This is a genomic window from Sphingomonas sp. CFBP 13733, from assembly GCF_014841795.1.
GTDB classification, from domain to species: domain Bacteria; phylum Pseudomonadota; class Alphaproteobacteria; order Sphingomonadales; family Sphingomonadaceae; genus Sphingomonas; species Sphingomonas aerolata.
In genome coordinates, this window is sequence record NZ_JACYUP010000004.1 from 424,434 (window position 1) to 445,703 (window position 21,270).

The following is a 21,270-nucleotide window of genomic DNA, read 5'->3' on the forward strand; positions in this document are numbered from 1 at the left end:
GCTAGCGTTGCAGGAGGGAATTTTCGACGATGAGCATACAATGGCGCCGCGCGCTTCTGATCGTGCCGGCCGGCCTGGCGCTGGCGCCGCCCGCGGTCGCGCAGGAGGCGGGCCAGACGTCGGACGCCGCGTCGCAGCAGTCGACCCCACCGGCGCCCGCCGGGACGGTTCGCGGGCTCGAGCCGCTACAGGCCCGCGACACGGGGACGGCAGCGGTTCCCGTACCCGATACGCCGCGACTGGTTCTGCCGGCTCCGACGACCGCGGACGCACTGCCGCGCAGCCGCACCCCCGCGCGGGCGCCGGCGACACGCAGTGCAGAGCCGGATACGCCGCGAGCCGGGCGGGTCGATGCCGCGACGACGTCCAGGCGCGCAGCGGAGCCCCTGCCGGCCGCCGCACCGCGCGACGCGGCGGACGTTCGGACGGATCCGGCGCCCGCATCGACCGCCACCACGGCGCCGACGACTCCGGCACCAGCCGTTCCGGCAACCACCGCGAGCCCCGAAGTCGCACCCGCCGCCGCGTCGTCCTCCGCCCCTGTCGAACGCACGATCGCCGCGCCGGAGCAGGGCAGGGCGATGCCGTTCTGGCTCTGGCTGGCGGTCATCCCGATCGTCGTCATCGCACTGTGGTTGCTGCGCAGGGGGCCGCGTAAACGGCATGATCGGCTGGACTATCACGAGCCCGAACCGCTGATTGAAGCCGAGGCACCGCCAGCAAGGCCGCTTCCCCCGCTACCCACGCCGGCGCCGGTCCCGCCGAGCCCCGCGCGGGTGGTGACGCCGACCCCGGCAATCGTACCGCCGTCAGCGCCTGAGCCCGCGACGTCGGCAACCCCGCAATTTCTCGACCGGCGCGCGCGCGAGCCGGAGCGGGCGCGTCTGTCGGTCGAGCTGCGCCCGCTTCGTGCTGGGTTGAACCTGCTCAGCGCGACGGCCGAGTGTGAGCTCGTGGTGACGAATGTCGGCGCGGGCATCGCGGAGGCGATACGCATCCAGGCGGTCCTGCTGAGCGCGCATGCCGGTCAGGACGCCGATCTGACGGCCGTGAATGCGGGTCAGGTCCCGCGTCCGGCGACCGCGCCGTTCACGCTCGCGCCGGGCGAGTCACGCACGATCCGGACGGTCTCGGCCATGTCGCGCGAGGCGATCCACAGCATGACCGCGGCCGACCGGCCGATGTTCGTGCCGATCGTCGCGGTCAACATCCGCTATGCCAGCGGGGCGATCGCCGGTCAGACCGCGCGCGCGTGGGCGATCGGTGTCGAGCGCGTCGATTCGGCCAAGCTTGCGCCGTTCTGGCTCGATATCCCCGCGCGCATGTATGACGGGATCGCCGCGCGGCCCCATGCGCCCGCGATCATGGTCTAGCCGCTCAGACGACAGGCCGGGTTGCATCGATCCGGCCCGGTTGCGTTCTATCAGGCACAAAAAAAAGGCGACCCCATCGCTGGGGCCGCCCTTTTTTTAGCTGCGGCCAGCAGGGGCAAAGCCCCTGCTTCGTCGGTCGGCATGAATGCCGCCGGCCGGCCTTGCGGGGAGTGCGCTTCAGCGTGGCTGAAGCGTCTCTCCCGCTGCGGCTTACTTGACCTCGACGGTCGCGCCAGCTGCTTCGAGCTGTGCCTTGATCTTGGCGGCTTCGTCCTTCGACACGCCTTCCTTGACGGCCTTGGGAGCCGACTCGACCAGCGTCTTTGCTTCGGTCAGGCCGAGCGACGTGATCGCGCGGACTTCCTTGATGACGTTGATCTTCTTGCCACCGTCGCCGGTCAGGATGACGTCGAATTCGGTCTGCTCTTCAGCGGCCGGTGCGGCTGCGCCGCCGCCAGCTGCCGGTGCTGCAACCGCTGCTGCGGCCGAAACGCCCCACTTCTCTTCGAGCAGCTTCGAAAGCTCAGCTGCTTCGAGAACGGTCAGTTCGCTCAGGCTCTCAACGAGCGCGTTCAGGTCTGCCATGATAAATCTCCATCTCGGGGCATGTGCCCCATCAGTTCAAAAAGTAACGAAAGAGCCTGCAAGATCAGGCGGCTTCCTTCTCCGCGTAGGCGGAAAGCACGCGCGCGAGCTGCGCTGCCGGAGCCTGCGTGATCGTCGCCAGCTTCGTGGCAGGTGCCACGATGAGGCCGAGGATCTTGGCACGCAGTTCATCCAGCGAGGGCAGCGTTGCGAGCGCCTTCACACCGTCGACGTCGAGGGTCGTCGCGCCCATCGCCCCACCCACGATTTCGAACTTGTCGTTCGTCTTCGCGAATTCCACGGCCACCTTGGCGGCCGCGACGGGATCGATGGAGCTGGCCAGACCGACCGGACCCGTGAGCATGTCGCCCAGCGAGCTGTAGTCGGTGCCGTCCATTGCGATCTTGGCAAGCTTGTTCTTCGAGACCTTGTAGGTCGCGCCGGCGTCGCGCATCTTGTTCCGCAGCACAGTGGACTGTGCGACGGTCAGGCCGAGGTTGCGCGTCACAACGACGACGCCGACCTCGGAGAAGGTGCGGTTCAGCTCGGCTACGGCCGCGGTCTTTTGATCACGATCCATGCCATTCTCCACGTTTTCAGGTTCACCATTTGCACGGTGGACCCGGTTACTAACCGGAGGCGCAGACAAGCCCGCGCTTCCGGGTGTCTCGTCGATGGGGCATGGGAGAGGGCAGGCGCCGGAAGCGCTCCGCAAAATCTCATTCCCCGTCTAGGTGGGAGATTAAGCGCCGGCAAACCCGGCGCACCCACTGTCTCGGACGGAGTTCGGCAGGCGGACCCGCCGAACGAAGCCGCCGCATAGCCGAATCGGCCGCGAAGTCAATCGCCCAGATGCGGTCCGGTGGGTGTCGCGGAACCGTCACGCGACTGACGCGGAGGTGTCTCCGTTCCTTCACCGCACTGCCGCTTTACCCGGCCAAAGCTCCCCGCAGCGGTCAGATCGGCCGATCCGGGGGGACGTATGAAAATTCCGACGAACATGACGATGGCCTATCACGATGGCGATATCGACACGAACACCAGCGCCAATCCGCATCTGAACGATCTGATCGCGGTGCGCTATTCGCGTCGCCAGACACTGATGGGTGGCCTGTCCGCCGCGACCGCCGCGGTGTTCGGCGGCATGCTGCTCGCGGGTTGCGACGAGGATGATCCGCGGCGTGCGGTCACCGTGCAGGCCGGTGCATCGGGCGCGACCTCGGCAGGCAAGACGGTCACGCTGACGGGCACGGTAGCGTCGGGCAGCGCGACGGGTGTCGCCTGGGCCCAGACCGGCGGCCCGGCCGTGACGCTCGCCAACGCGAACACCGCAACCGCGACCTTCACCGCACCCAGCGTCGCTGCCGACACCACGCTCACCTTCACCTTCACCGGCACCAGCACCGACGGCATCCGCAGCGAGACCTCGACCAGCGTCACGGTCAGCCCGGCGCGGCTCGACTTCACCGCGGTCCCCAAGAGCCTTGCCGACGTCGTCGCGGTGCCGGCCGGCTACAGCGTCACCGTGCTCTATCGCCTGGGCGATCCGATCGCGAGCGGCGTCGGCGCCTATGCCAATGACGGCAGTGACACGAACTTCGCACGCCGTGCGGGCGACCATCATGACGGCATGAGCTATTTCGGGCTGGCCGCGACCGGCAGCACCCCAGACGCCAACGGCAACACGCGCGGCCTGCTCGTGCTCAACCATGAGAATATCACCCAGGCCTATCTGCACCCCAACGGCGCGACCAGCACTGGCGGCGCGATCGGTGCGGGCGGTGTCCGCCCCGAGTCCGAGGCGCTGAAGGAAATGGAATGCCACGGCGTCTCGGTGATCGAGATCAGCCGCTCGGCCACCGCCTGGAGCTATGTCCCCGCCTCGGCGCTCAACCGCCGTATCACGCCGCTGACGCCGATGAGCTTCAGTGGTCCGGTCCGCGGCAATGCGCTGCTCAGGACGCGCTATTCGACCGACGGCACGGCGGGTCGCGGGACGATCAACAACTGCGCGAACGGCACGATGCCGTGGCACACCTATCTGACCAACGAGGAGAATTGGGCGGGCTATTTCCGTCGCCAGTTCGGTGACGTCGCCGCGCGCGGCGGGTCGACCGCCAAGCAGAATGTCTCGCTCGCCCGCTATGGTATCCGCGAGACGGCCAACGCCACCACGTTCAACGGCAATTACGGCTGGGCCTCGGTCGTGCCGGCCGATTCCGCCAACACGCTCTATGCGCGCTGGAACGTCACCACGACCGCCGCGACCGATGCCACCGGCGATTTCCGCAACGAGGCGTTCCAATATGGCTGGGTGGTCGAGATCGATCCGTTCGATCCCGCATCTACCCCGCGCAAGCGCACCGCGCTCGGCCGCATGAACCATGAGGGTTGCGAGATCGGCCGGACGATCGCGGGCGTCAAGCCGGCCTTCTACATGGGCGACGATGCGCAGAACGAATATATCTACAAGTTCGTGTCCGCCACGCCCTGGTCGGCTGCAGACGCGACCGCGACCAACCGGCTCGCGATCGGCGACAAATATCTCGACTCGGGCACGCTCTATGTCGCCAAGCTGAACGCCGACGGTTCGGGCCAGTGGCTGCCGCTGGTGTTCGGTCAGGGGCCGCTGACCAGCGCCAACACGACCTATCCGTTTGCGGATCAGGCCGATGTGCTGATCAATGCGCGTCTGGCGGGCGACGTGCTGGGCGCGACCAAGATGGATCGTCCCGAATGGACCGCGGTGAACCCGGCGACGGGCGAGATGTACTGCACGCTGACCAACAACTCGTCGCGCACCGCGGCGAATGTCGATGCCTCGAACCCGCGGGCCTATACCGATCCCAAGACCACCGGTGGCCAGACCACGGGCAACGCCAACGGCCATGTCATCCGTCTGCGCGAGACCGGCGACACGTCGGAGGCGACCGCCTTTACGTGGGACATCTACGCATTCGGTGCGGGCAGCGATCTCGATGCGACCAACATCAACCTGTCGGGGCTCGACGCGACGAACGACTTCTCGTCGCCCGATGGCCTGTGGTTCGGCCTGCCGAGCAATCCGACCGGCAACGTCACCCCGGTGATGTGGATCGAGACCGATGACGGCGCCTATACCGACGTCACCAACTGCATGCTGCTCGCGGCAATTCCGGGCCGTGTCGGCGACGGCGGCACGCGCGCCGTGACGAGCACGCTCGGCGGGACCAGCAACACGGTCACGACGCGGATCGGCAAGGCGCCGGCCACGACGCTGCGCCGCTTCCTGGTCGGACCGAAGGAATGCGAGATCACCGGCATCCACTCGACCCCGGATGGCCGCTCGCTGTTCGTCAACATCCAGCATCCCGGCGAGAATGGTGGTCCCACCAACATCACCAGCAGCTGGCCCGCGAACCAGGCCGGCGCGGTCGCGACCCCGTCGCGTCCGCGTTCGTCGACGATCGTCATCACCAAGAACGATGGCGGTATCATCGGGCTGTAAACAGGGCAGGGGGCGGGTCGCATAACGGACCCGTCCCCGGCTTTCGGCGTTACCTCCTGCGAACGCATATCCAGCGTATCCGGAAAGGTTCGTCCATGACTCTCCCCGCATCGCCCGTCTGGTTCATCACGGGCTGCTCCACCGGCTTCGGCCGCGATCTCGCGAGGCTGGTGCTCGATCGCGGGTGGCGCGCCGTCGTCACCGCGCGCGATGCAGACCGGGTCGCCGACCTTGTCGAGGGCCATGACGACATCGCGCTCGCCCTCGCGCTCGACGTCAACGATCAGGCGCAGGTCGAGGCGGCGGTCGCAGCGGCCAAGGCCAAGTTCGGCCAGATCGACGTGCTCGTGAACAATGCGGGCTATGGCTATCAGGCGACCGCCGAAGAGGGGGACGAGGCCGAGATCCGTGCCCAGTTCGACACCAATGTGTTCGGGCTGTTCGCGATCACCCGCGCGGTCCTGCCGATCATGCGCGCACAGGGCAGCGGCAACATCGTCAACTTCACCTCGGTCGCCGGGCTCATCGGGTTTCCGGGATCGGGCTATTATGCGGCATCGAAGCATGCGGTCGAGGGCTGGTCCGACGCGCTGCTTGCCGAGGTCGGGCCACTCGGCATCGGCGTGACCTGTGTCGAGCCGGGGCCGTTCCGCACCGACTGGGCGGGGCGATCACTCCGCCAGACGCCGAGCCAGATTGCCGATTATGCCGATACCGCGGGCGCGCGGATGGCGGGGACGAAGGACGTCAGCGGGACGCAGGCCGGGGATCCGGTCCGGGCGGGCGAGGCGATCATCGCCGCGGTCGGCGAGGACGTGCCGCCGCGCCATCTGGTGCTCGGCGCATTCGGCTATGAAGCCGTGACCGCAAAGCTGCGCGAACGGCTGGCCGCGATTGAGGCGGCGCGCGACATCAGCCTGGGTGCGGACTTTCCAGCCGATGCGACCTGAGCGCACCAGGCGGCCCTGATGCAAAAAGGGCCGGGAGATCGCTCTCCCGGCCCTTTTCCTAACACTCGAAAGCGCGAACGCCGATCAGGCGCCGGCGACTTCCGTCGTGTCGACCTTGATCCCGGCACCCATGGTGCTCGAAACCGCGATCTTGCGGACATACTTGCCCTTCGCGCCCGACGGCTTGGCCTTGACCACGGCGTCAACCAGCGCGTCGAAGTTCGCGCGCAGGTCTTCTGCCGGGAACGACGCCTTGCCGATGCCCGAATGGATGATGCCGGCCTTCTCGACGCGGTATTCGATCTGGCCGCCCTTGGCGTCCTTGACCGCCTGCGCGACGTTCATCGTCACCGTGCCGAGCTTCGGGTTCGGCATCAGGCCCTTGGGGCCCAGCACCTTACCGAGACGACCGACGATGCCCATCATGTCCGGGGTCGCGATGCAGCGATCGAAATCGATCGTGCCACCCTGGATGGTTTCCATCAGGTCTTCCGCGCCGACGACGTCTGCGCCTGCGGCGAGAGCCTCTTCAGCCTTCGCGCCGCGGGCGAACACGCCGACGCGAACGGTCTTGCCGGTGCCCTTGGGCAGCGTCACCACGCCGCGGACCATCTGGTCTGCGTGACGCGGATCGACGCCCAGGTTCAGCGCGACTTCGATCGTCTCGTCGAATTTCGACGTGGCGCCCGAGCGTGCGAGGGCGATCGCCTCGTCGATTGCGTGCAGCTTGACGGTGTCGACCGTGACGGCCTTCTGCTTCTTGGTCAGCTTTGCCATGATATCAGCCCTCCACCACTTCGAGGCCCATTGCGCGGGCGCTGCCTTCGATGATCTTCGTCGCAGCGTCGATATCGTTGGCGTTGAGGTCCTTCATCTTCGTCGTGGCGATCTCGCTCAGCTGCGAGCGCTTGATCTTGCCAGCGACGACCTTGCCCGGCTCCTTCGAACCTGACTTGAGACCAGCGGCCTCCTTGATCAGGTACGATGCCGGCGGGGTCTTCGTCTCGAACGAGAACGAGCGATCCGCATAGACCGTGATGACGGTCGGGATCGGCATGCCCTTCTTCAGTTCGCTCGTGCCGGCGTTGAACGCCTTGCAGAACTCCATGATGTTCACGCCGCGCTGACCCAGCGCAGGCCCGATCGGCGGCGCGGGCTTTGCCTCGCCTGCAGGGACCTGCAGCTTAATGTATCCGGTAATCTTTTTAGCCATGTCACTCTCTTGATAGGGGCCGCCCGCATAAGCGCGTACAGCCCGGTTTCGAGTCTAGCGGTACGAACGACGCACGCTCGACGCGCGTCTCCCGCAGGTTCCATCATCAGATGTTGGAAGTTGGCGCGCATAGCCGAGGCGTGCCGCTCGTGCAAGCCCATGCACCGACCAGTGGCTATTGCTGCGCAGGCGCCCGCCATCCCCAGGCGTCGGGACTACCCAGGCGGTCACAGCAACGACCGACGCCGAGTATGCAACCGATTGCAGTCCGAAAGTCTTCACCTTCACCGCAATGATCCAGATCAGCAAATTTCAAGTTATTCGTACAAGATGATCTAAATCATGAGCGAAAACACAGTAAATGTGGCAAGCCCTGCACGAGGAGAGATTAGGACAGCCATGAGAGCGGCCTTTGATCATGACAGCGGAACATTGAGATTCCTTACAATAGCGCTCGGGCTAGCGCTTGGTTTAATGATCCCGCTTGGATTCATATTGGCATGCTCGCTTATACTTGATCGGCCGGTGACGATACTTATCGTCGGAATTATCGTTGGAATATCCGCAACCTATGCCCTCTCGGTGATCCTGATGCGGCCGTCGAAGCATGACGAGGAGCATGTCGGGGACGCCGTTCCCAAGGTTTCGCTTGCCATGATTTGCCTGGCAACGGCGCTGATCGTCTGCGGGTTCAGCATCTATGTGTCCGACCGGCCGCATTATCTTCTCTACCGGGACATGCCGCATATCGCCGCGGCGATGCTGTTCCTCCCCGGCATGCTCATCGGGTCTGGCTGTATCCTCTGCATGATCGCCGGGCGCGCCGTGCCGCACTAGGCCGCACGGTTCGTCGCCCGGACCGCGCCAAAAAAGCGCCGACACGCCCGGGACCCCATGGTGCCGGCCTATAATGGAGGCCGGACGTGTCGTTGCACGCCCGTCACTCCGAGAGTTTCGGCATGGATACGAAGATCAACGTCGCGGACGGCGGCGGCAGATGGGATATGGCGAACGCCCCGTTCGTCGTCGACGCGCTGGCACGTTCGATCCCGACGGTGCAATTCTCGATGGAAGGCGAGGTGCTGGCGGTCAATGATCGCTATCTGCGCATCTTCGGTCGCGAGGCGCAGGACCTGATCGGCGGCCATCACAGCAGCTTCGTCCGGCTGACCGCGGCGGGGACGGCGGACTATGCGACCGTCTGGAACACGCTGCGCAAGGGGCGTCTGATCCAGACCGAGTTCGGCAGCGTCGCCAAGGATGGTCGCGAAGTCTGGTTGCAGGCGACCTATATGCCCGTGCTGGACAGCAACGGCGTCCCGCAGCGCGTGTTCAAGCTCGCCAACGATATCACGCATGAGCATCAGCACGCCGCGGACAAAATCAAGATGCTCGAGGCGATCTCGCGATCGACCGCGATGATCGAATTCGCGCTCGACGGGACGATCCTGTCCGCCAATCCGCTCTATCTCGCAATTACCGGCTATACCGAGACCGACATTCGCGGTCGGCATCACCGCATGTTCGTGTCCCCCGAGGACGCCTGCGATCCCAGCTATGAGCGATTCTGGGAACGGCTGCGCGAGGGGGAATTCATACGCTCCGAATTCCGCCGGATCGGGCGGGACGGGCGGCCGATCTGGCTGCAGGCGAGCTACAACCCCATCCTTGACGCGTGCGGCAAGCCTACACGGATCGTCAAGATCGCGACCGACATCACCGAATCGGTCGAGCTGCGCCTCGAAAACGCGCATCACGCGTTCAGCGACGCGCTGACCCAGCTTGCCAATCGGCGACGGTTCAACCGGACGCTGGCGGAGGAGGTCCGCCGCGCGATCCGGTCGGGTGACGACCTGTCGCTGATCCTCATCGACATCGATCATTTCAAGCGGTTCAACGATAATCATGGTCATCAGCAGGGCGATGCGTGCCTGCGGATCGTCGCGACCGCCATTCGGTCAGCGGTGCGGCGCGCCAATGATCTGGTCGCGCGTTTCGGCGGCGAGGAATTCGCGGTGCTGCTGCCCAGTGCCGGTGCCGATGTTGCGGCGACCGCGGCGGAAACGATCCGTGCGGCGGTCGAGACGTTGCGCGTCGACCATCAGGACGGGACACGCCCGGTGCTGACCGTCAGCGTGGGTCACGCATCGCTCAGCCGGGATCACCGCAGCGCCGACGTCCTCGCCGATGATCTCGTCGAGCGCGCGGACCGTGCGCTCTACCGGGCCAAGGAAGCCGGCCGCAACACCGTGTGCGACGACCGCGCCATCCACCCGAGGGGCTCCGTGACGCCGCCGTTCCGCGCGCCATTTTCCCGCTCGATCTCTCCCAAAGGATAACCCGAATGCTATGGTTCAAAGCCGACGCGCCTATCCGCCTGAAACTGCTGATCGCCTTTTCCAGCTTCGTCGTTCTGGTCGCCTGCACCGCAATTGCGGGATTGGTCCTTAAGGGCACCGCGCTGATCGGCGCGGGCGTTGCGGCAACGCTGATCGCGGTTGGGCTCGGCTATACCTATCGCGAGATGATCGCAGTGCCCTATGTCACCACCGTCGTTCGTATGGAGGCGCTGGCCGCGGGTGATCTCGAAAGCCCGATCGAGTTCACGAACTTTCGCGACTGCGTCGGCCGCATGACCAAGGCGATGGGAACGTTCCAGGAGAACGCGCGGGTGCAGATTGCGCTGAACGTCGAGGCGTCACGTAACGCCGATGTGGTCAACCGCATGGCGCAGAATTTCAAGCAGGTGGCCGAGGGCAATCTGACTGTCGACATCACCGAGGACTATCCGGCGATCTACGAGGACCTGAAAGCGAACTTCAATATCGCGCTTGCCAGCTTGCGCGACCTGATCCGCTCGGTCGCGCAGGGCGCCTCCAGGATCCAGATCGGCTCGGGCGAGATTGCGCAGGCGTCCGAGGATCTGGCGCGGCGAACCGAGAGCACCGCGGCGAGCCTGGAGGAGACGTCGGCGGCGATCCATCAGATGGACAATCGGCTGAAGGATACCGCGCAGGGCGCGACGCGGTCGGTGGCGACGTCCGAGCAGGCGCTGAGCGCGCTCGATCATGGACGCCACAAGACCGACACGGCGGTCCAGGCGATGGAGCGCGTCAGCGATAGCGCAAAGGGGATCGACAGCGTCATCGAGGGACTCGACAAGATCGCGTTCCAGACCCGCGTCCTGGCGATGAACGCGGCGGTCGAGGCGGGACGCGCGGGCGATGCCGGACGTGGCTTTGCGGTGGTCGCCGATCTGGTGTCCGCGCTGGCGATGCGCGCGGAGGAAGAGGCCAAGCGCGCGCGTAACCAGCTGACCGTGACGCAGGTCGATATCGGTGCGGCGGTCGACGCGGTGCAATTGGTCGATCAGGCGCTGTCGGGGATCGTCGCCTCGGGGCGTGAAGCGGCGGATATTTCGCGGCAGATCGCGACCGACAACCAGGCGCAGGCGCTTGCTATCACCGAGGTGAGCGCCGCGGTCGGCAGCATGGACCAGGCGACGCAGAAGAACGCGGCGATGGTTGAGCAGACGTCCGCCGCAGCGCGGCAGCTCGCGCAGGAGGTCCAGCTGCTCGCACAGCACGCGCAACGCTTCGTCGTCGATGGCGGCGGGGCCCGGCAGGCGGCACCGGCCTCGGCGGCGCAGCCGGCAACGGGCGGACGCGACCATTATACGCTGGCGAGCGATACCCGGCGGCTGCCCGCCTCCGCGATCACCGCGCTGACCCGGCCGAGCTGGTAGGATCGACCAGCCGGGTCGGGGGCGGGTCCCGGTCTAGAAGCGGGCGCGCATGCCGACCCGGTAGATACGGCCGAGCGTGTCGTAGAGCGCGGGGTTCACGTCGAGGCCGGTATTGGTCTGCGGCGCGGGTTCGGGATCGTGATCGAACATGTTGTCGACCTTGAAGAACAGGCTGACCTGCTTGGACAGGTTCACCGACCCGCCGAGATCGACGTAGAAGGCGCCCTTCATCGTGTTGTAATCGATCGTCGGGTTATTGGCGGTCGAAGCGGGGCAGGCGGTCGTGCACACGACATACTGGTTGCCGAAATTGCCGTCGGAGAACCAGCGTTCCTGCAACGTCAGACTGAAGAGATCATTGTCGTAGCTCTGCGTGGCGAGCCATTTCCAGTCGGGTGTCGCCCCATTGTTGGCGCCCGCCTGGTCGACCGTCGCGACACCGGCGATGCCCGCCTTCACGAGGAACTCGCGGACATTGGTGCCGAGCGCGCGGAGGGTGAAATTGCCCGGCAGGCCGAGCGGCCGCTTCCACTGGTAGCTCGCCTCGATGTCGAACCCGCTGGTCTTCCACGAGGCGAGGTTGAATGGCTGGACGTTGATGAAGTTGCCGCCCTGGGTCGGGCTGTTCAGGACGAAGCCGCCGCAGAACGCCTGATTGCCCTCGAAGCAGAAGCGCACGATCTGGTCCGCCGACAGCGTCGAGATAACGCCGTCGAGCTTGATGCTGTAATAGTCGAACGACAGGCCGAGCCCAGGCAGCCAGGACGGGTGCGACAAGACGATGCCGGCTTCGGTGTTGCGCGCGATCTCGGGCTTCAGGTCCGGATTGCCGATGGTGTTCTGGAACGCCTGGACGCCGCCGCCGGGGGGGAAGGGGTTGGTGAAGTTGGGCAAGGTCGTGACCGTCGGTGCGGCAAACAGTTCGGACAAATTGGGTGCGCGGACGTCGCGCGACGTCACCGCGCGCAGGCGGATGCCGTCGAGCGGCGTCTCCCAGGTGCCGCCGATCTTCCACGCCCAGATCGTCCCCGACGTGCTGTAATGCGTGACGCGGCCCGCGCCGTTCAGGTTCGCGCGGCCGATTGCATCGCCCTTGAACAGCGGCAGGTTCAGCTCGAGAAAGCCTTCATAGACCTCGTATTTGCCGCCACCGTTCTTGTAGTTGCCCGCCGCCCAGTTGCTGCCCAGCGTCGAGTTGAGCAGCGGGTCCGCGGGATAGTCGGCGCTGTTGGGGCTGAGCGCAGTGACGCCGGCGCCATAGGGATCGCCGTGGACGCGGTAATATTCCCGCCGATATTCGCCGCCGAACGCGACCGCGAGCGGCCCCGCCCACAGGCCGAGCGGCTCGCCTGAAAAGTTCAGGCTGGCGACGTCCTGCGTCAGCTTGGTCCGCTGCATCGGTCCGTTGACCGGCGTGACATAGGCGAGCGCTGCGGCGGAGGGCGGCGACCCGCCGAAGATGTTGATCGGCTGACACCCGGCAGCGCGAGCGGCGGCGTCGGCGCAGACGATCGCGCCGTTCAGCGTGATCGCGTTGGCAGCCGCGACATAGCGGTTCTGCAACACGGTGTTCTCGACATCGATATGCGCGATCGTGATGCCATGTTCGTAATAGCCGTCATAATTCCAGTCGGTGCCGGCCAGATCGAACCGCCCCTTAAGCCCGCCCACGAACCGGTATTGGCGGCGGTCGGTCTGCACCAGCGGATCGGGGAAATTGCCGTTGCTCGTGCCGAAGCCGAACTGCGTGATCCCGGCAGTCGCACACCGATCGCGGATCAGCTGCGGCAGATACGGATTGGCGCACTGCACGGTCAGACTGGGGCGGTTATAGCCCGGGCTCGGCTGGTTGCTCGTCTTCACCTGCGCGAGGTTGACGGTGACATAGGCTTCGTTGTTCTCGGCAAAGTCGAAGCCGACGCGGGTAAAGCCATTGAGGCGTTCGAGCGAGGATTTGAGCGATGCGCCCGAGCCGGGTGCACCCGACAGGTCGCCGCCGACGCAGAAGCTGTTGCCGGGGAAGCAGCCGGTCACGCCACCCGTCCCGGTCGGGCGCCCGTTCGATCCATAGTTGAAGTTGAACGGCGCGCCATTCTGGTCGAACGCGATCCCCTGTAGCGGGCCGTTGTTGATCAGCCCGAACCGCGCATATTGATAGGGCTGGGCATAGTCGCGATAGTTGAACTGCGGCAGGCCGTTGTTCGCCTGGCCGGTATTGACCAAAGTCGTCGCGCGGTACCAGTCGCGCCCCTTGGCGAGATCGGTGCCGAAATCGCCGGGCCCGACGCCGTCCTCATGATCATATTCGGCGCTGACGATCAGGTGCAGCCGGTCGCCCAGCAGCGATTTGCCGAACGCCGCCTGGACCAGCGCCTGCTGATCGTCGCCGTAATTGGTGATGCCGCCCTGGATATTGCCCTTGAACCCGGTGAACCGCGTGTCGGTGATGAAGTTGACCACGCCGCCGACCGCGTCCGAGCCGTAAGAAGCGGACGCACCGCCCGTGACGACGTCGACGCGCTTGACGAGCAATTGCGGGAACATGCTGATGTCCGGAACGCCCGTCACGTTCGCGCCGACGACGCGTTGCCCGTCGAGCAGGGTCAGCGTCCGGATCGGCCCGAGGCCCCGCAGCGAAAACGAGCTGAGCCCCTGCGTGCCGCTCGACGTGCTGAACGTGCCGGTCGCCGCGCCGGTCGAGCCTTGCAGCGACGGCAATTGCGCGATCGCGTTGAAGATGTTCGGCTGGGCATTTTTGAGGATCTGTTCCTCGCCGATCACGGTCGTCGGCGTCGGCGCGTTGAACCCGCTGGTGGTGATGCGCGTGCCGGTGACGACGATGTCGGCCGCGGACGCCGGCGGCGGGCTGTCCTCGGCAAGCGGCGTCGCCGGCGTCACGGTCGGGGGCGGGGCCGGGGGGGCGGTCTGGGCGAGAACGGGTGTCCCGATCAGCGCGATCGCCGACACCATCATCCCGGTCGCGGTGCCGCTGATGCGTGCGGCAAAATCTCGGTCGTGCCTGGCCTTCGCCATGATCCCATCCCCTTTCGGTCATGGCCCAGGCCGTCTGTCCGGTCCGGGTCCGCAATCCGTTATGCGGCGATCCTATCGTGGACCGGCGGGGGGAACATCTACGACCATCGTCGCAACGTTCGGGGTGCAATCAGGGCATGAGACGCTTGCGGCCCTGCGACAAATGCCAGCGCATCGCCAGCGCGGCGCCGTCGGCGTCCTGCGCCCGGATCGCCTCGACGATCGCGTCATGCTCGTCCATCATCGCGCCGATCACCTCCGGCGCGCGCGATCGCGATATGTCCACACCGGCGCGCAGGATCCGCATCACGGCATCCTGGAGATGCTCGAACACCGGCAGGAACGCCGCGTTGGCGGTCGCCTCGACGATCGCGCGGTGGAGCAGCCAGTCCTCGTCATGCGCCGGCGCATTCGACAGCAATGCCGCGCGCAACGCCTCCAGCGCTTGCTCGATCGCCGCAAGCTGTTCGTCCGAGCGTCGCTGCGCCGCGAGCCGTGCCGCCTCCGCCTCGAGCACGAAGCGGACCTCATATGTGCCGAGCGTCGCGGCGAGCGCGTCCATCGGCATATGCGTGCCGAGCCGCGCGGACGGCCGCCGCTTGACATAGGAGCCCGCGCCGAGCCGCGCCTGGGTAATGCCGTCCGAGGCGAGCCGGGCCAGCGCCTCGCGAACGATCGTCCGCGACATGCCGAACATCGCCGCGAGCTTCGCCTCCGATGGCAGCCGGTCGCCGATCGCGAGTTCGTCATCGGTGATGATCCGCACGATCGCGGTATAGGCGCGATCCGCCAGCCGCCCCTCGCTCACGGGCACCCGCCCTCTCTCGTCACCGCATCCTGTCCCATCTCAGACGACATAGCTCAGCGCCAGGACGAGGACGAGGCCGACCACCGAGATCGCAGTCTCGAGCAGCGACCAGGTGCGGAAGGTGTCGGCAGTGCTCGTGCCGACATAGCTCTTGACCAGCCAGAAGCCGGGATCGTTGACATGGCTGAAGAAGACCGAGCCCGCGCCGATCGCGAGCACGACGAGTTCGGGGGAGACGCCCGAGTTCGCGACGACGCCGGGCATGATCCCGACCGCAGTGATTGTCGCGACCGTCGCCGACCCCGCCGCGAGCCGGATCGCGACCGCGACGAGCCAGCCCAGCAGCAGCGGGGAGATCGCGTACATCAGCACCGTCCGGGCGAGCAGGTCGGACAGCCCGGCGGTCACCAGCACCTGTTTCAGTGCGCCGCCGGCGCCGATCGCCAGCAGGATCGCCCCCGCCGCGCCCATCGTTTCATGCCACACCGCGTCCTGGATCGCCGCCTCGCGCAGCCGTCGCCCGAACAGCAGCGGCAGCGCGACGAGGTTGGTCAGCAGCAGCGCAACGACCGGGTTGCTCGCCGCGACGAGCCAGCCCGCCCCCTTCAGCGCGGGCATCATCTGCCCCAGCTCACCGGTCGCGATCATCAGCACCGGCAGCAGCACGATCAGCAGCGACCAGAGCTGCGGCGGCGGTGTGATGGCGAGCCCGGCATCGGTCGCAACCGGTGACGCAAGCCTGACGCCGCGCGTCGTGATCTTCGCCAGCAGCGGACCCGCGATCACCGCGGTGGGGATCGCGATCAGGATGCCGTACAGCATCGTCCGCCCCAGATCCGCGCCCAGCGCCTCGACCGCGAGCAACGGGCCGGGATGCGGCGGGACGAGCGCATGGACGACGCCGAGCCCGGCCAGCGCGGGCATGATCAGCCGCAGCTTGGCGGCATCCCGTACCGGGCCGTCCTCGCCCGTCATTTCCTCCGCGGCGGCGACGACGATCGGCAGCAAAAGGACGAGCCCGGTTTCGAAGAACAGCGGCAGGCCGACGACGATCGCGATGCCCAGCGTTGCCCAGGGGGCGGCGCGTGCGCCGGTCATCTGCAGCGCGCCGCGGGCGAGCGACGCCGCGGCCCCCGACAAATGCAGCATCGCGCCAAGCGACAGGCCGAGCGCGACGACGAGCCCGGTCCCGCCGATGATGTCGCCGACCCCCTTCTGCACCGCCTTGGCGACGTCGGGCAGCGGCAGGCCGGCCAGCAGCCCGACGGTAAACGCGCCGCACAACAGGCCGATAAAGGGATGCAACCGGCCGCGGACGATCATCACGACGGCCAGGGCGATGCCCGCCAGCGCCGCGATTACGAGCCTCAGGTCGCCGCCGATCACGGATGGGTGCCGTTCGTTCGCATGCGACCGCGCTGTGACTGCATCATCGACATCACTCCCAATGATCCGACGACGCGTTCGCCTGCCGGTTTGATAACAGCTGTAGGACAGGTTTCTGTATGACGACACCGAAAAGGCTTGATCACCGCGAAAATGCGGAGGCATAGTGAAGACCTGTCCAACCGACTCCGCAAGAGAGATGGATGGGCCGGCACTGAGAAGCCTTTGACCGCGGCGATCGACCGGGGCGTGAAAAGCCGACAGCAGAGGAGGATGACCATGGACGGGACTGCCCAGACCGCACGGCAAATCCAGCACGCCCCCACGACCTCGAACGCGATCTCGAACGCGACCACGAACGCGGGCCAGGCGCTGGCGATGCGCGCGCCGCTGCCGCGGCTGACGCCGACGCAGATCAAGGTCCTGCGCGGGGTGCATTCGGGATTGCTCAACAAGCAGATCGCCTTCGATCTCGGCATCGCGGAAGCGACGGTGAAGGCGCACATGACAGCGTTGATGCGCAAGCTCAACGTGCGCAACCGCACGCAGGTCGCGGTGCTCGCGCATACGCTCATGCTGCAGGCGGCCTGACCCGGCTACGACCTTTGTCGCGCCTGAAGCGATCAGCGGCCTGCATTAGGCCGGCATCCGGGCGGCACTCACGGAGAGATGAATGATGGACGTGAAATGGCTGGCGGGCACGGCGCTGCTGCTGCTCGCGACCCCGGCGGTGGCCGGGACGACGTCGGTCTATCGCACCGCGCCGGCCGATCCGCGGGCGATCACGGTCCGCGGCGTCGGCGATGGTCGCGCCGATGACAGCGCCGCGATCCAGCAGGCGATCGACGCGGCGGCGGCGGGCGGCAAGGGCGGCGTCGTCTTCCTGCCATCGGGGCGGTACCGGATCAGCCGGACGATCTTCGTCCGCTCGGCGGTCCGCCTGTTCGGGGTGGGACCGACCCGGCCCGAGATCCTGCTCGCCGATAACAGTGCGGGCTTCGCATCCGGGGTGGCCGCGATGGTCAGCTTCACCGGCGAGGATCAATACCGGGTCGGCAAGGCACCAGTCCCGCCGCGGACCAGCGTGCCGTTCGATCCGAGCATCTTCGACGCGACGTCGAGCACCTTCTACTCGGCGCTGTCGAACATCGACTTCCGGATCGGCGCGGGCAATGCGGGCGCGGTCGCGGTGCGCTTCCGCGTCGCGCAGCATGGCTATCTGCGGCATGCCGACTTTCACATCGGATCGGGCCTGGCGGGCGTCTATCAGGCGGGCAATGCCTTCGAGAATCTGCGCTTCTTCGGTGGACGCTATGGCATAATGTCGGAAAAGACGTCGCCCGCATGGCAGTTCACGCTGCTCGACTCCGAGTTTTCCGGGCAGCGCGATGCCGCGATCCGCGAGCATGAGGTCGATCTGACTCTGGTCAACGTCGTCATCCGCGACACGCCGGTCGGTATCGAGATCGATCGCGGCTATTCGGATTCGCTGTGGGGGAAGGACGTCCGGTTCGAGAAGGTCACGCGCGCCGGCGTCGTCGTTTCGAACGAGGGCAGCGTCTTCACGCAGATCGGGTTCGACAATGCGGTGGCGGTCGACACCCCGGTCTTCGTGCGGTTTCGCGACAGCGGCAAGACGGTGGCGGGATCGGGCGCGCGCTACCGGGTCAGCGATTTCTCCTATGGCCTGAAGCTGCCGGCGCTGGGTGTGATCGGCGACTATGCGACCGATGTCGCGATGACGCCGCTCGCTCGCTCGCCCGCTCGGCCCGCGCGCGCAATCCGGGCCATGCCGCCGGTTCAGGACTGGGCCAATGTCCATGATCTCGGCGTCAAAGGCGACGACGAGACCGACGATACCGCCGCGTTGCAGCGCGCGGTCGACACGCACCGCGTGCTGTATTTCCCGACCGGGCGCTACCGCGTCACCGACACGATCCGCCTCCGGCCCGACACCGTGCTGATCGCGCTGCATCCCGGGCTCACGCATCTCTATCTGGCCGATTCGACCCCGGCCTTCATGGGGGTCGGGGGCCCCAAGGCGCTGATCGAAAGCGCCAAGGGGGGCGATGCGATCGTGTCCGGGCTGGGGCTGTGGACTGGCGGCGTCAACCCGCGCGCGACCGCATTGCTGTGGAAGGCGGGCGAGGCGTCGATGGTCAACGACGTCAAGATCCAGGGCGGCGGCGGCACCGCGCTGACCAAGGGAAGCCCGATCGGCTTCGGCGACCCGCGTGCGCGCTTCGACGGGCAATATCCCAGCATCTGGGTGACGGACGGCGGCGGCGGCACCTTTGCCGCCTTGTGGTCCCCCAACACGCTGGCATCGGCGGGGTTTCACGTGTCGAACACCAGCACGCCGGGCCATGTCTACCAGCTGTCGGCCGAGCATCATTATCGCGCCGAAATCGTTCTCGATCATGTCGCGAACTGGGAATTCCTCGCACCACAGACCGAGCAGGAGGTTCGCGACGGCGTCGACGCGATCTCGACCGAGATCCGCCATTCGCGCAACATCCTGTTCGCCAATTATCACGGCTACCGCGTCACTCGCTCGATCAAGCCTATGGATGCGGCGATCAAGCTCTACGAGTCGGGCGATATCCGCTTCCGCAACGTCCATGTGAACGCGGAGAGCGGGTTTGCGAGCTGCGATGCCAAGGGCTGCGGCACCTTCCTGCGGGCGAGCAAATATCCCTTCGAGAACGCGATCAAGGACATCACCGGCGGGCAGGAGGTCCGCGAGCGTCAGTTCGCCCGGCTTGACGTGCCCGCGGTTCCCGCGCCCAGGGTTCCGGCTCCGGCGGCGGTCGAGAAGCTCGCCGACGGCTTTTATTCGATCGCTGGCGGTGCAGTCGACGCGAACGGCAAACTCTACTTCATCGACCGCCATTTCCAGCGCATTCACAGCTGGTCGAAGCGCGAAGGTCTGTCGATCGTCGCGGAGGCACCACTCGATCCGGTCAATCTGATGATCGATCGATCGGGGCGGCTGCTGGTCCTGTCGTCGGCAGGACGCGATGCCACGGTCTATAGCATCGATCCGGCAAAGCCCGCCGACGTCCGGGTTATCGCGCCGATCGCGATCGCCGAGTCCGGCCCGGCGAACAAGGATGCCGCCATCGTGCTGCCGGTCAACGTCTGGGAAAACGGTGAATTCGCGGACCGGATCGATCCCGTCAGCTATCAGTATCCGACGATGGCGGACCTGTTCGCGGCGAAAATGGGCGAGGCCAAGGCGGCGCAATATGTGTCGCCCGACGGTTCGCTCGCGCTGCCCGCCTTTCGCGTGTGGAATCAGGGGCCGGACGATCATCAGGGATGGCGCTGGTCGGATACGCTGAACGCGAACGGCTTCGTCGCCGCGCGGCCCGGCGAGCGCGTCGTCCTGACCAACGCGTCGGAGAATCGCACCTATAGCGGTCTGGTCGGGGCGCAGGGCAGGGTCACCGACCTGAAGCCGGTGGCCGATCGCGGCGGGGAAAGCGTCGCGCGCGATGCCGCGGGCCGGCTCTACGTCGCCAATGGGCAGGTGTTCGTCTATGATGCCGGGGGGGCGCTGGTCCGGCGGATCGACGTGCCCGACCGTCCGCTGCAGCTGGTGATCGGCGGCCCCGACAACCACACGCTCTTCATCCTCACCCACCATGCGCTGTACGCCACCGCGATCTGAGGACGTGCGCGGTGGTGCGGTCGGGTGGAGGAGTGGTGCCGGTTGCAGGAATCGAACCCGCGACATCCAGTTTACAAAACTGGCGCTCTACCAACTGAGCTAAACCGGCAGCGGGCGCCTCATGCGTCAGGTGACGCCGAACGTCCAGCCTTCGGTTGCAGCAATAAGCGAAGTCATCGCCCGAGGACACCAGAAATCGGCGTTCTTCGCATTGGCGCGGAGCCAGGCCGCGGTCAGGATCGCGTCGGTCGCATGGTCGTCATAGCGCGCGAGGGGGTGGTGCGGTGCGGAGCCGAGCGCTGCGAGCGCGTCGTCGAGCGTCGCGCCGTCGCGCATCTTGCTGCGGCCGACGGGGCGCCCCGCGGCGCGTGCGGCGACGCTGGTATAGATTTCGACGATCGCGGCGCCCGATCGCGGCGGGGCATCGAACGGCCAGACCGGGATCCGCCCGTCGAGACGGTGCAGCAGGCGCATCCCGGCAAAGCTCGCCTTGGCGACCTGCGCCGCGCCGATCGCGTCATACACGGTCGAGGGTTTGCGGCTGCCGTCGTCCGGCATCTCGCACCGACGCCAGTGCAGGAAATCGGCCTTGGCCCCGTCCGCCGCGCCGAGATAGAAATGCGTGCCCCGGCGGCGCTCGATGAACGACGCGGCGCCGAGATCGGGATCGTCGCTCTGCGCGTCGACCATCGCCCACAGCGCGCGGGCATCGGCGGTCGGCGGTTCACCGGGCAGATGCGCACCACGGGTCACGAAGGGGGCGGAAAAGCTGAAGTCGAACCCGGCAAGCAACGGCAGGTCGCGGCGGGCGACCAGCCAGTCGAGCACCGCCTGGCGTGACCAGATCCCGTCCGGTGCGAGGACAAGCGTCGGGGCGGCGTGATCACGGCCACAGATCGCAACGGCGATCCCCTTGTGCCGCTGTCCTTTCGCGCCGGACCAGTCGATCGCGACGAACTCCGCGAAGTGATCGGGGGTCATCGAAGACACAAACAGGGCGCATCGACCCTGCGGGGC

At 66.6% G+C, this 21,270-nt stretch carries 16 protein-coding genes and 1 tRNA gene; 8 read left to right on the forward strand and 9 right to left on the reverse strand.

Going from position 1 to position 21,270, the window contains the following annotated elements:
- Positions 1 to 29 precede the first annotated feature (29 nt).
- Entirely contained in the window at positions 30 to 1,373 is a 1,344-nt protein-coding gene (locus tag IFT71_RS14485; protein ID WP_192141723.1) for a hypothetical protein, read from the forward strand.
- 210 nt (positions 1,374 to 1,583) lie between these two features.
- Here IFT71_RS14485 and rplL read toward each other — a convergent pair whose 3' ends face one another.
- The gene (gene rplL / locus IFT71_RS14490; RefSeq protein ID WP_031392842.1) at positions 1,584 to 1,958 is read right to left on the reverse strand and encodes a 50S ribosomal protein L7/L12; all 375 of its coding nucleotides are present in this window, start codon (positions 1,956 to 1,958) and stop codon (positions 1,584 to 1,586) included.
- A 64-nt stretch (positions 1,959 to 2,022) separates the two neighbouring features.
- Complete coding sequence (gene rplJ, locus IFT71_RS14495) at positions 2,023 to 2,538, reverse strand: 50S ribosomal protein L10 (RefSeq protein ID WP_031392843.1); 516 nt, start codon at positions 2,536 to 2,538, stop codon at positions 2,023 to 2,025.
- A 402-nt stretch (positions 2,539 to 2,940) separates the two neighbouring features.
- On the opposite strand from rplJ, the gene IFT71_RS14500 reads away from it, so the two are divergent.
- Together IFT71_RS14500 and IFT71_RS14505 are read left to right on the forward strand one after the other, a co-directional pair.
- Positions 2,941 to 5,445: a PhoX family protein gene (locus tag IFT71_RS14500; RefSeq protein WP_192141725.1), complete on the forward strand. Its 2,505-nt coding sequence runs from the start codon at positions 2,941 to 2,943 to the stop codon at positions 5,443 to 5,445.
- Positions 5,446 to 5,540: 95 nt separating this feature from the next.
- A complete protein-coding gene (locus IFT71_RS14505; RefSeq protein WP_192141727.1) occupies positions 5,541 to 6,395 on the forward strand; it encodes an oxidoreductase in 855 nt (284 codons plus the stop codon).
- Positions 6,396 to 6,479: 84 nt separating this feature from the next.
- Here IFT71_RS14505 and rplA read toward each other — a convergent pair whose 3' ends face one another.
- The gene (gene rplA, locus IFT71_RS14510) at positions 6,480 to 7,172 is read right to left on the reverse strand and encodes a 50S ribosomal protein L1 (protein WP_031439626.1); all 693 of its coding nucleotides are present in this window, start codon (positions 7,170 to 7,172) and stop codon (positions 6,480 to 6,482) included.
- A 4-nt stretch (positions 7,173 to 7,176) separates the two neighbouring features.
- Positions 7,177 to 7,608 (reverse strand): 50S ribosomal protein L11, encoded by a 432-nt coding sequence (rplK, locus tag IFT71_RS14515; protein WP_031392847.1) that lies wholly within the window; start codon positions 7,606 to 7,608, stop codon positions 7,177 to 7,179.
- Between the two features lie 525 nt (positions 7,609 to 8,133).
- Here rplK and IFT71_RS14520 point away from each other — a divergent pair.
- The 3 genes from IFT71_RS14520 (at position 8,134) to IFT71_RS14530 (ending at position 11,353) form a co-directional block, all read left to right on the forward strand.
- Positions 8,134 to 8,445, forward strand: coding sequence for a hypothetical protein (locus IFT71_RS14520; protein WP_183936372.1), 312 nt, complete (start codon positions 8,134 to 8,136; stop codon positions 8,443 to 8,445).
- A 122-nt stretch (positions 8,446 to 8,567) separates the two neighbouring features.
- On the forward strand, positions 8,568 to 9,947 hold the full coding sequence (locus tag IFT71_RS14525; RefSeq protein ID WP_192141733.1) for a sensor domain-containing diguanylate cyclase: 1,380 nt from the start codon (positions 8,568 to 8,570) through the stop codon (positions 9,945 to 9,947).
- A 5-nt stretch (positions 9,948 to 9,952) separates the two neighbouring features.
- A complete protein-coding gene (locus IFT71_RS14530) occupies positions 9,953 to 11,353 on the forward strand; it encodes a methyl-accepting chemotaxis protein (protein WP_192141735.1) in 1,401 nt (466 codons plus the stop codon).
- Positions 11,354 to 11,386: 33 nt separating this feature from the next.
- On the opposite strand, the gene IFT71_RS14535 is transcribed toward IFT71_RS14530, so the two are convergent.
- The 3 genes from IFT71_RS14535 to IFT71_RS14545 all read right to left on the reverse strand — a co-directional run bounded on the left by IFT71_RS14535 (position 11,387) and on the right by IFT71_RS14545 (position 16,580).
- Positions 11,387 to 14,386, reverse strand: a complete 3,000-nt coding sequence (locus IFT71_RS14535) for a TonB-dependent receptor plug domain-containing protein (RefSeq protein WP_244654941.1) — start codon at positions 14,384 to 14,386, stop codon at positions 11,387 to 11,389.
- Between the two features lie 130 nt (positions 14,387 to 14,516).
- Positions 14,517 to 15,194 (reverse strand): FadR/GntR family transcriptional regulator, encoded by a 678-nt coding sequence (locus IFT71_RS14540; RefSeq protein WP_056406405.1) that lies wholly within the window; start codon positions 15,192 to 15,194, stop codon positions 14,517 to 14,519.
- A gap of 39 nt (positions 15,195 to 15,233) precedes the next feature.
- Positions 15,234 to 16,580 carry a GntP family permease gene (locus IFT71_RS14545; protein WP_056406171.1) on the reverse strand — a complete coding sequence of 449 codons (1,347 nt, stop codon included), beginning with the start codon at positions 16,578 to 16,580 and terminating at the stop codon, positions 15,234 to 15,236.
- A 378-nt stretch (positions 16,581 to 16,958) separates the two neighbouring features.
- Here IFT71_RS14545 and IFT71_RS14550 point away from each other — a divergent pair, with 378 nt between their 5' ends.
- Both IFT71_RS14550 and IFT71_RS14555 read left to right on the forward strand, forming a co-directional pair.
- Positions 16,959 to 17,171, forward strand: a complete 213-nt coding sequence (locus IFT71_RS14550) for a helix-turn-helix domain-containing protein (RefSeq protein ID WP_037529849.1) — start codon at positions 16,959 to 16,961, stop codon at positions 17,169 to 17,171.
- Between the two features lie 85 nt (positions 17,172 to 17,256).
- Positions 17,257 to 20,253 carry a glycosyl hydrolase family 28-related protein gene (locus IFT71_RS14555; RefSeq protein WP_192142065.1) on the forward strand — a complete coding sequence of 999 codons (2,997 nt, stop codon included), beginning with the start codon at positions 17,257 to 17,259 and terminating at the stop codon, positions 20,251 to 20,253.
- Positions 20,254 to 20,286: 33 nt separating this feature from the next.
- Here IFT71_RS14555 and IFT71_RS14560 read toward each other — a convergent pair.
- Together IFT71_RS14560 and IFT71_RS14565 are read right to left on the reverse strand one after the other, a co-directional pair.
- Positions 20,287 to 20,362, reverse strand: a tRNA-Thr gene (locus tag IFT71_RS14560).
- A gap of 17 nt (positions 20,363 to 20,379) precedes the next feature.
- Positions 20,380 to 21,234 carry a hypothetical protein gene (locus IFT71_RS14565; RefSeq protein ID WP_192141739.1) on the reverse strand — a complete coding sequence of 285 codons (855 nt, stop codon included), beginning with the start codon at positions 21,232 to 21,234 and terminating at the stop codon, positions 20,380 to 20,382.
- Positions 21,235 to 21,270 lie beyond the last annotated feature (36 nt).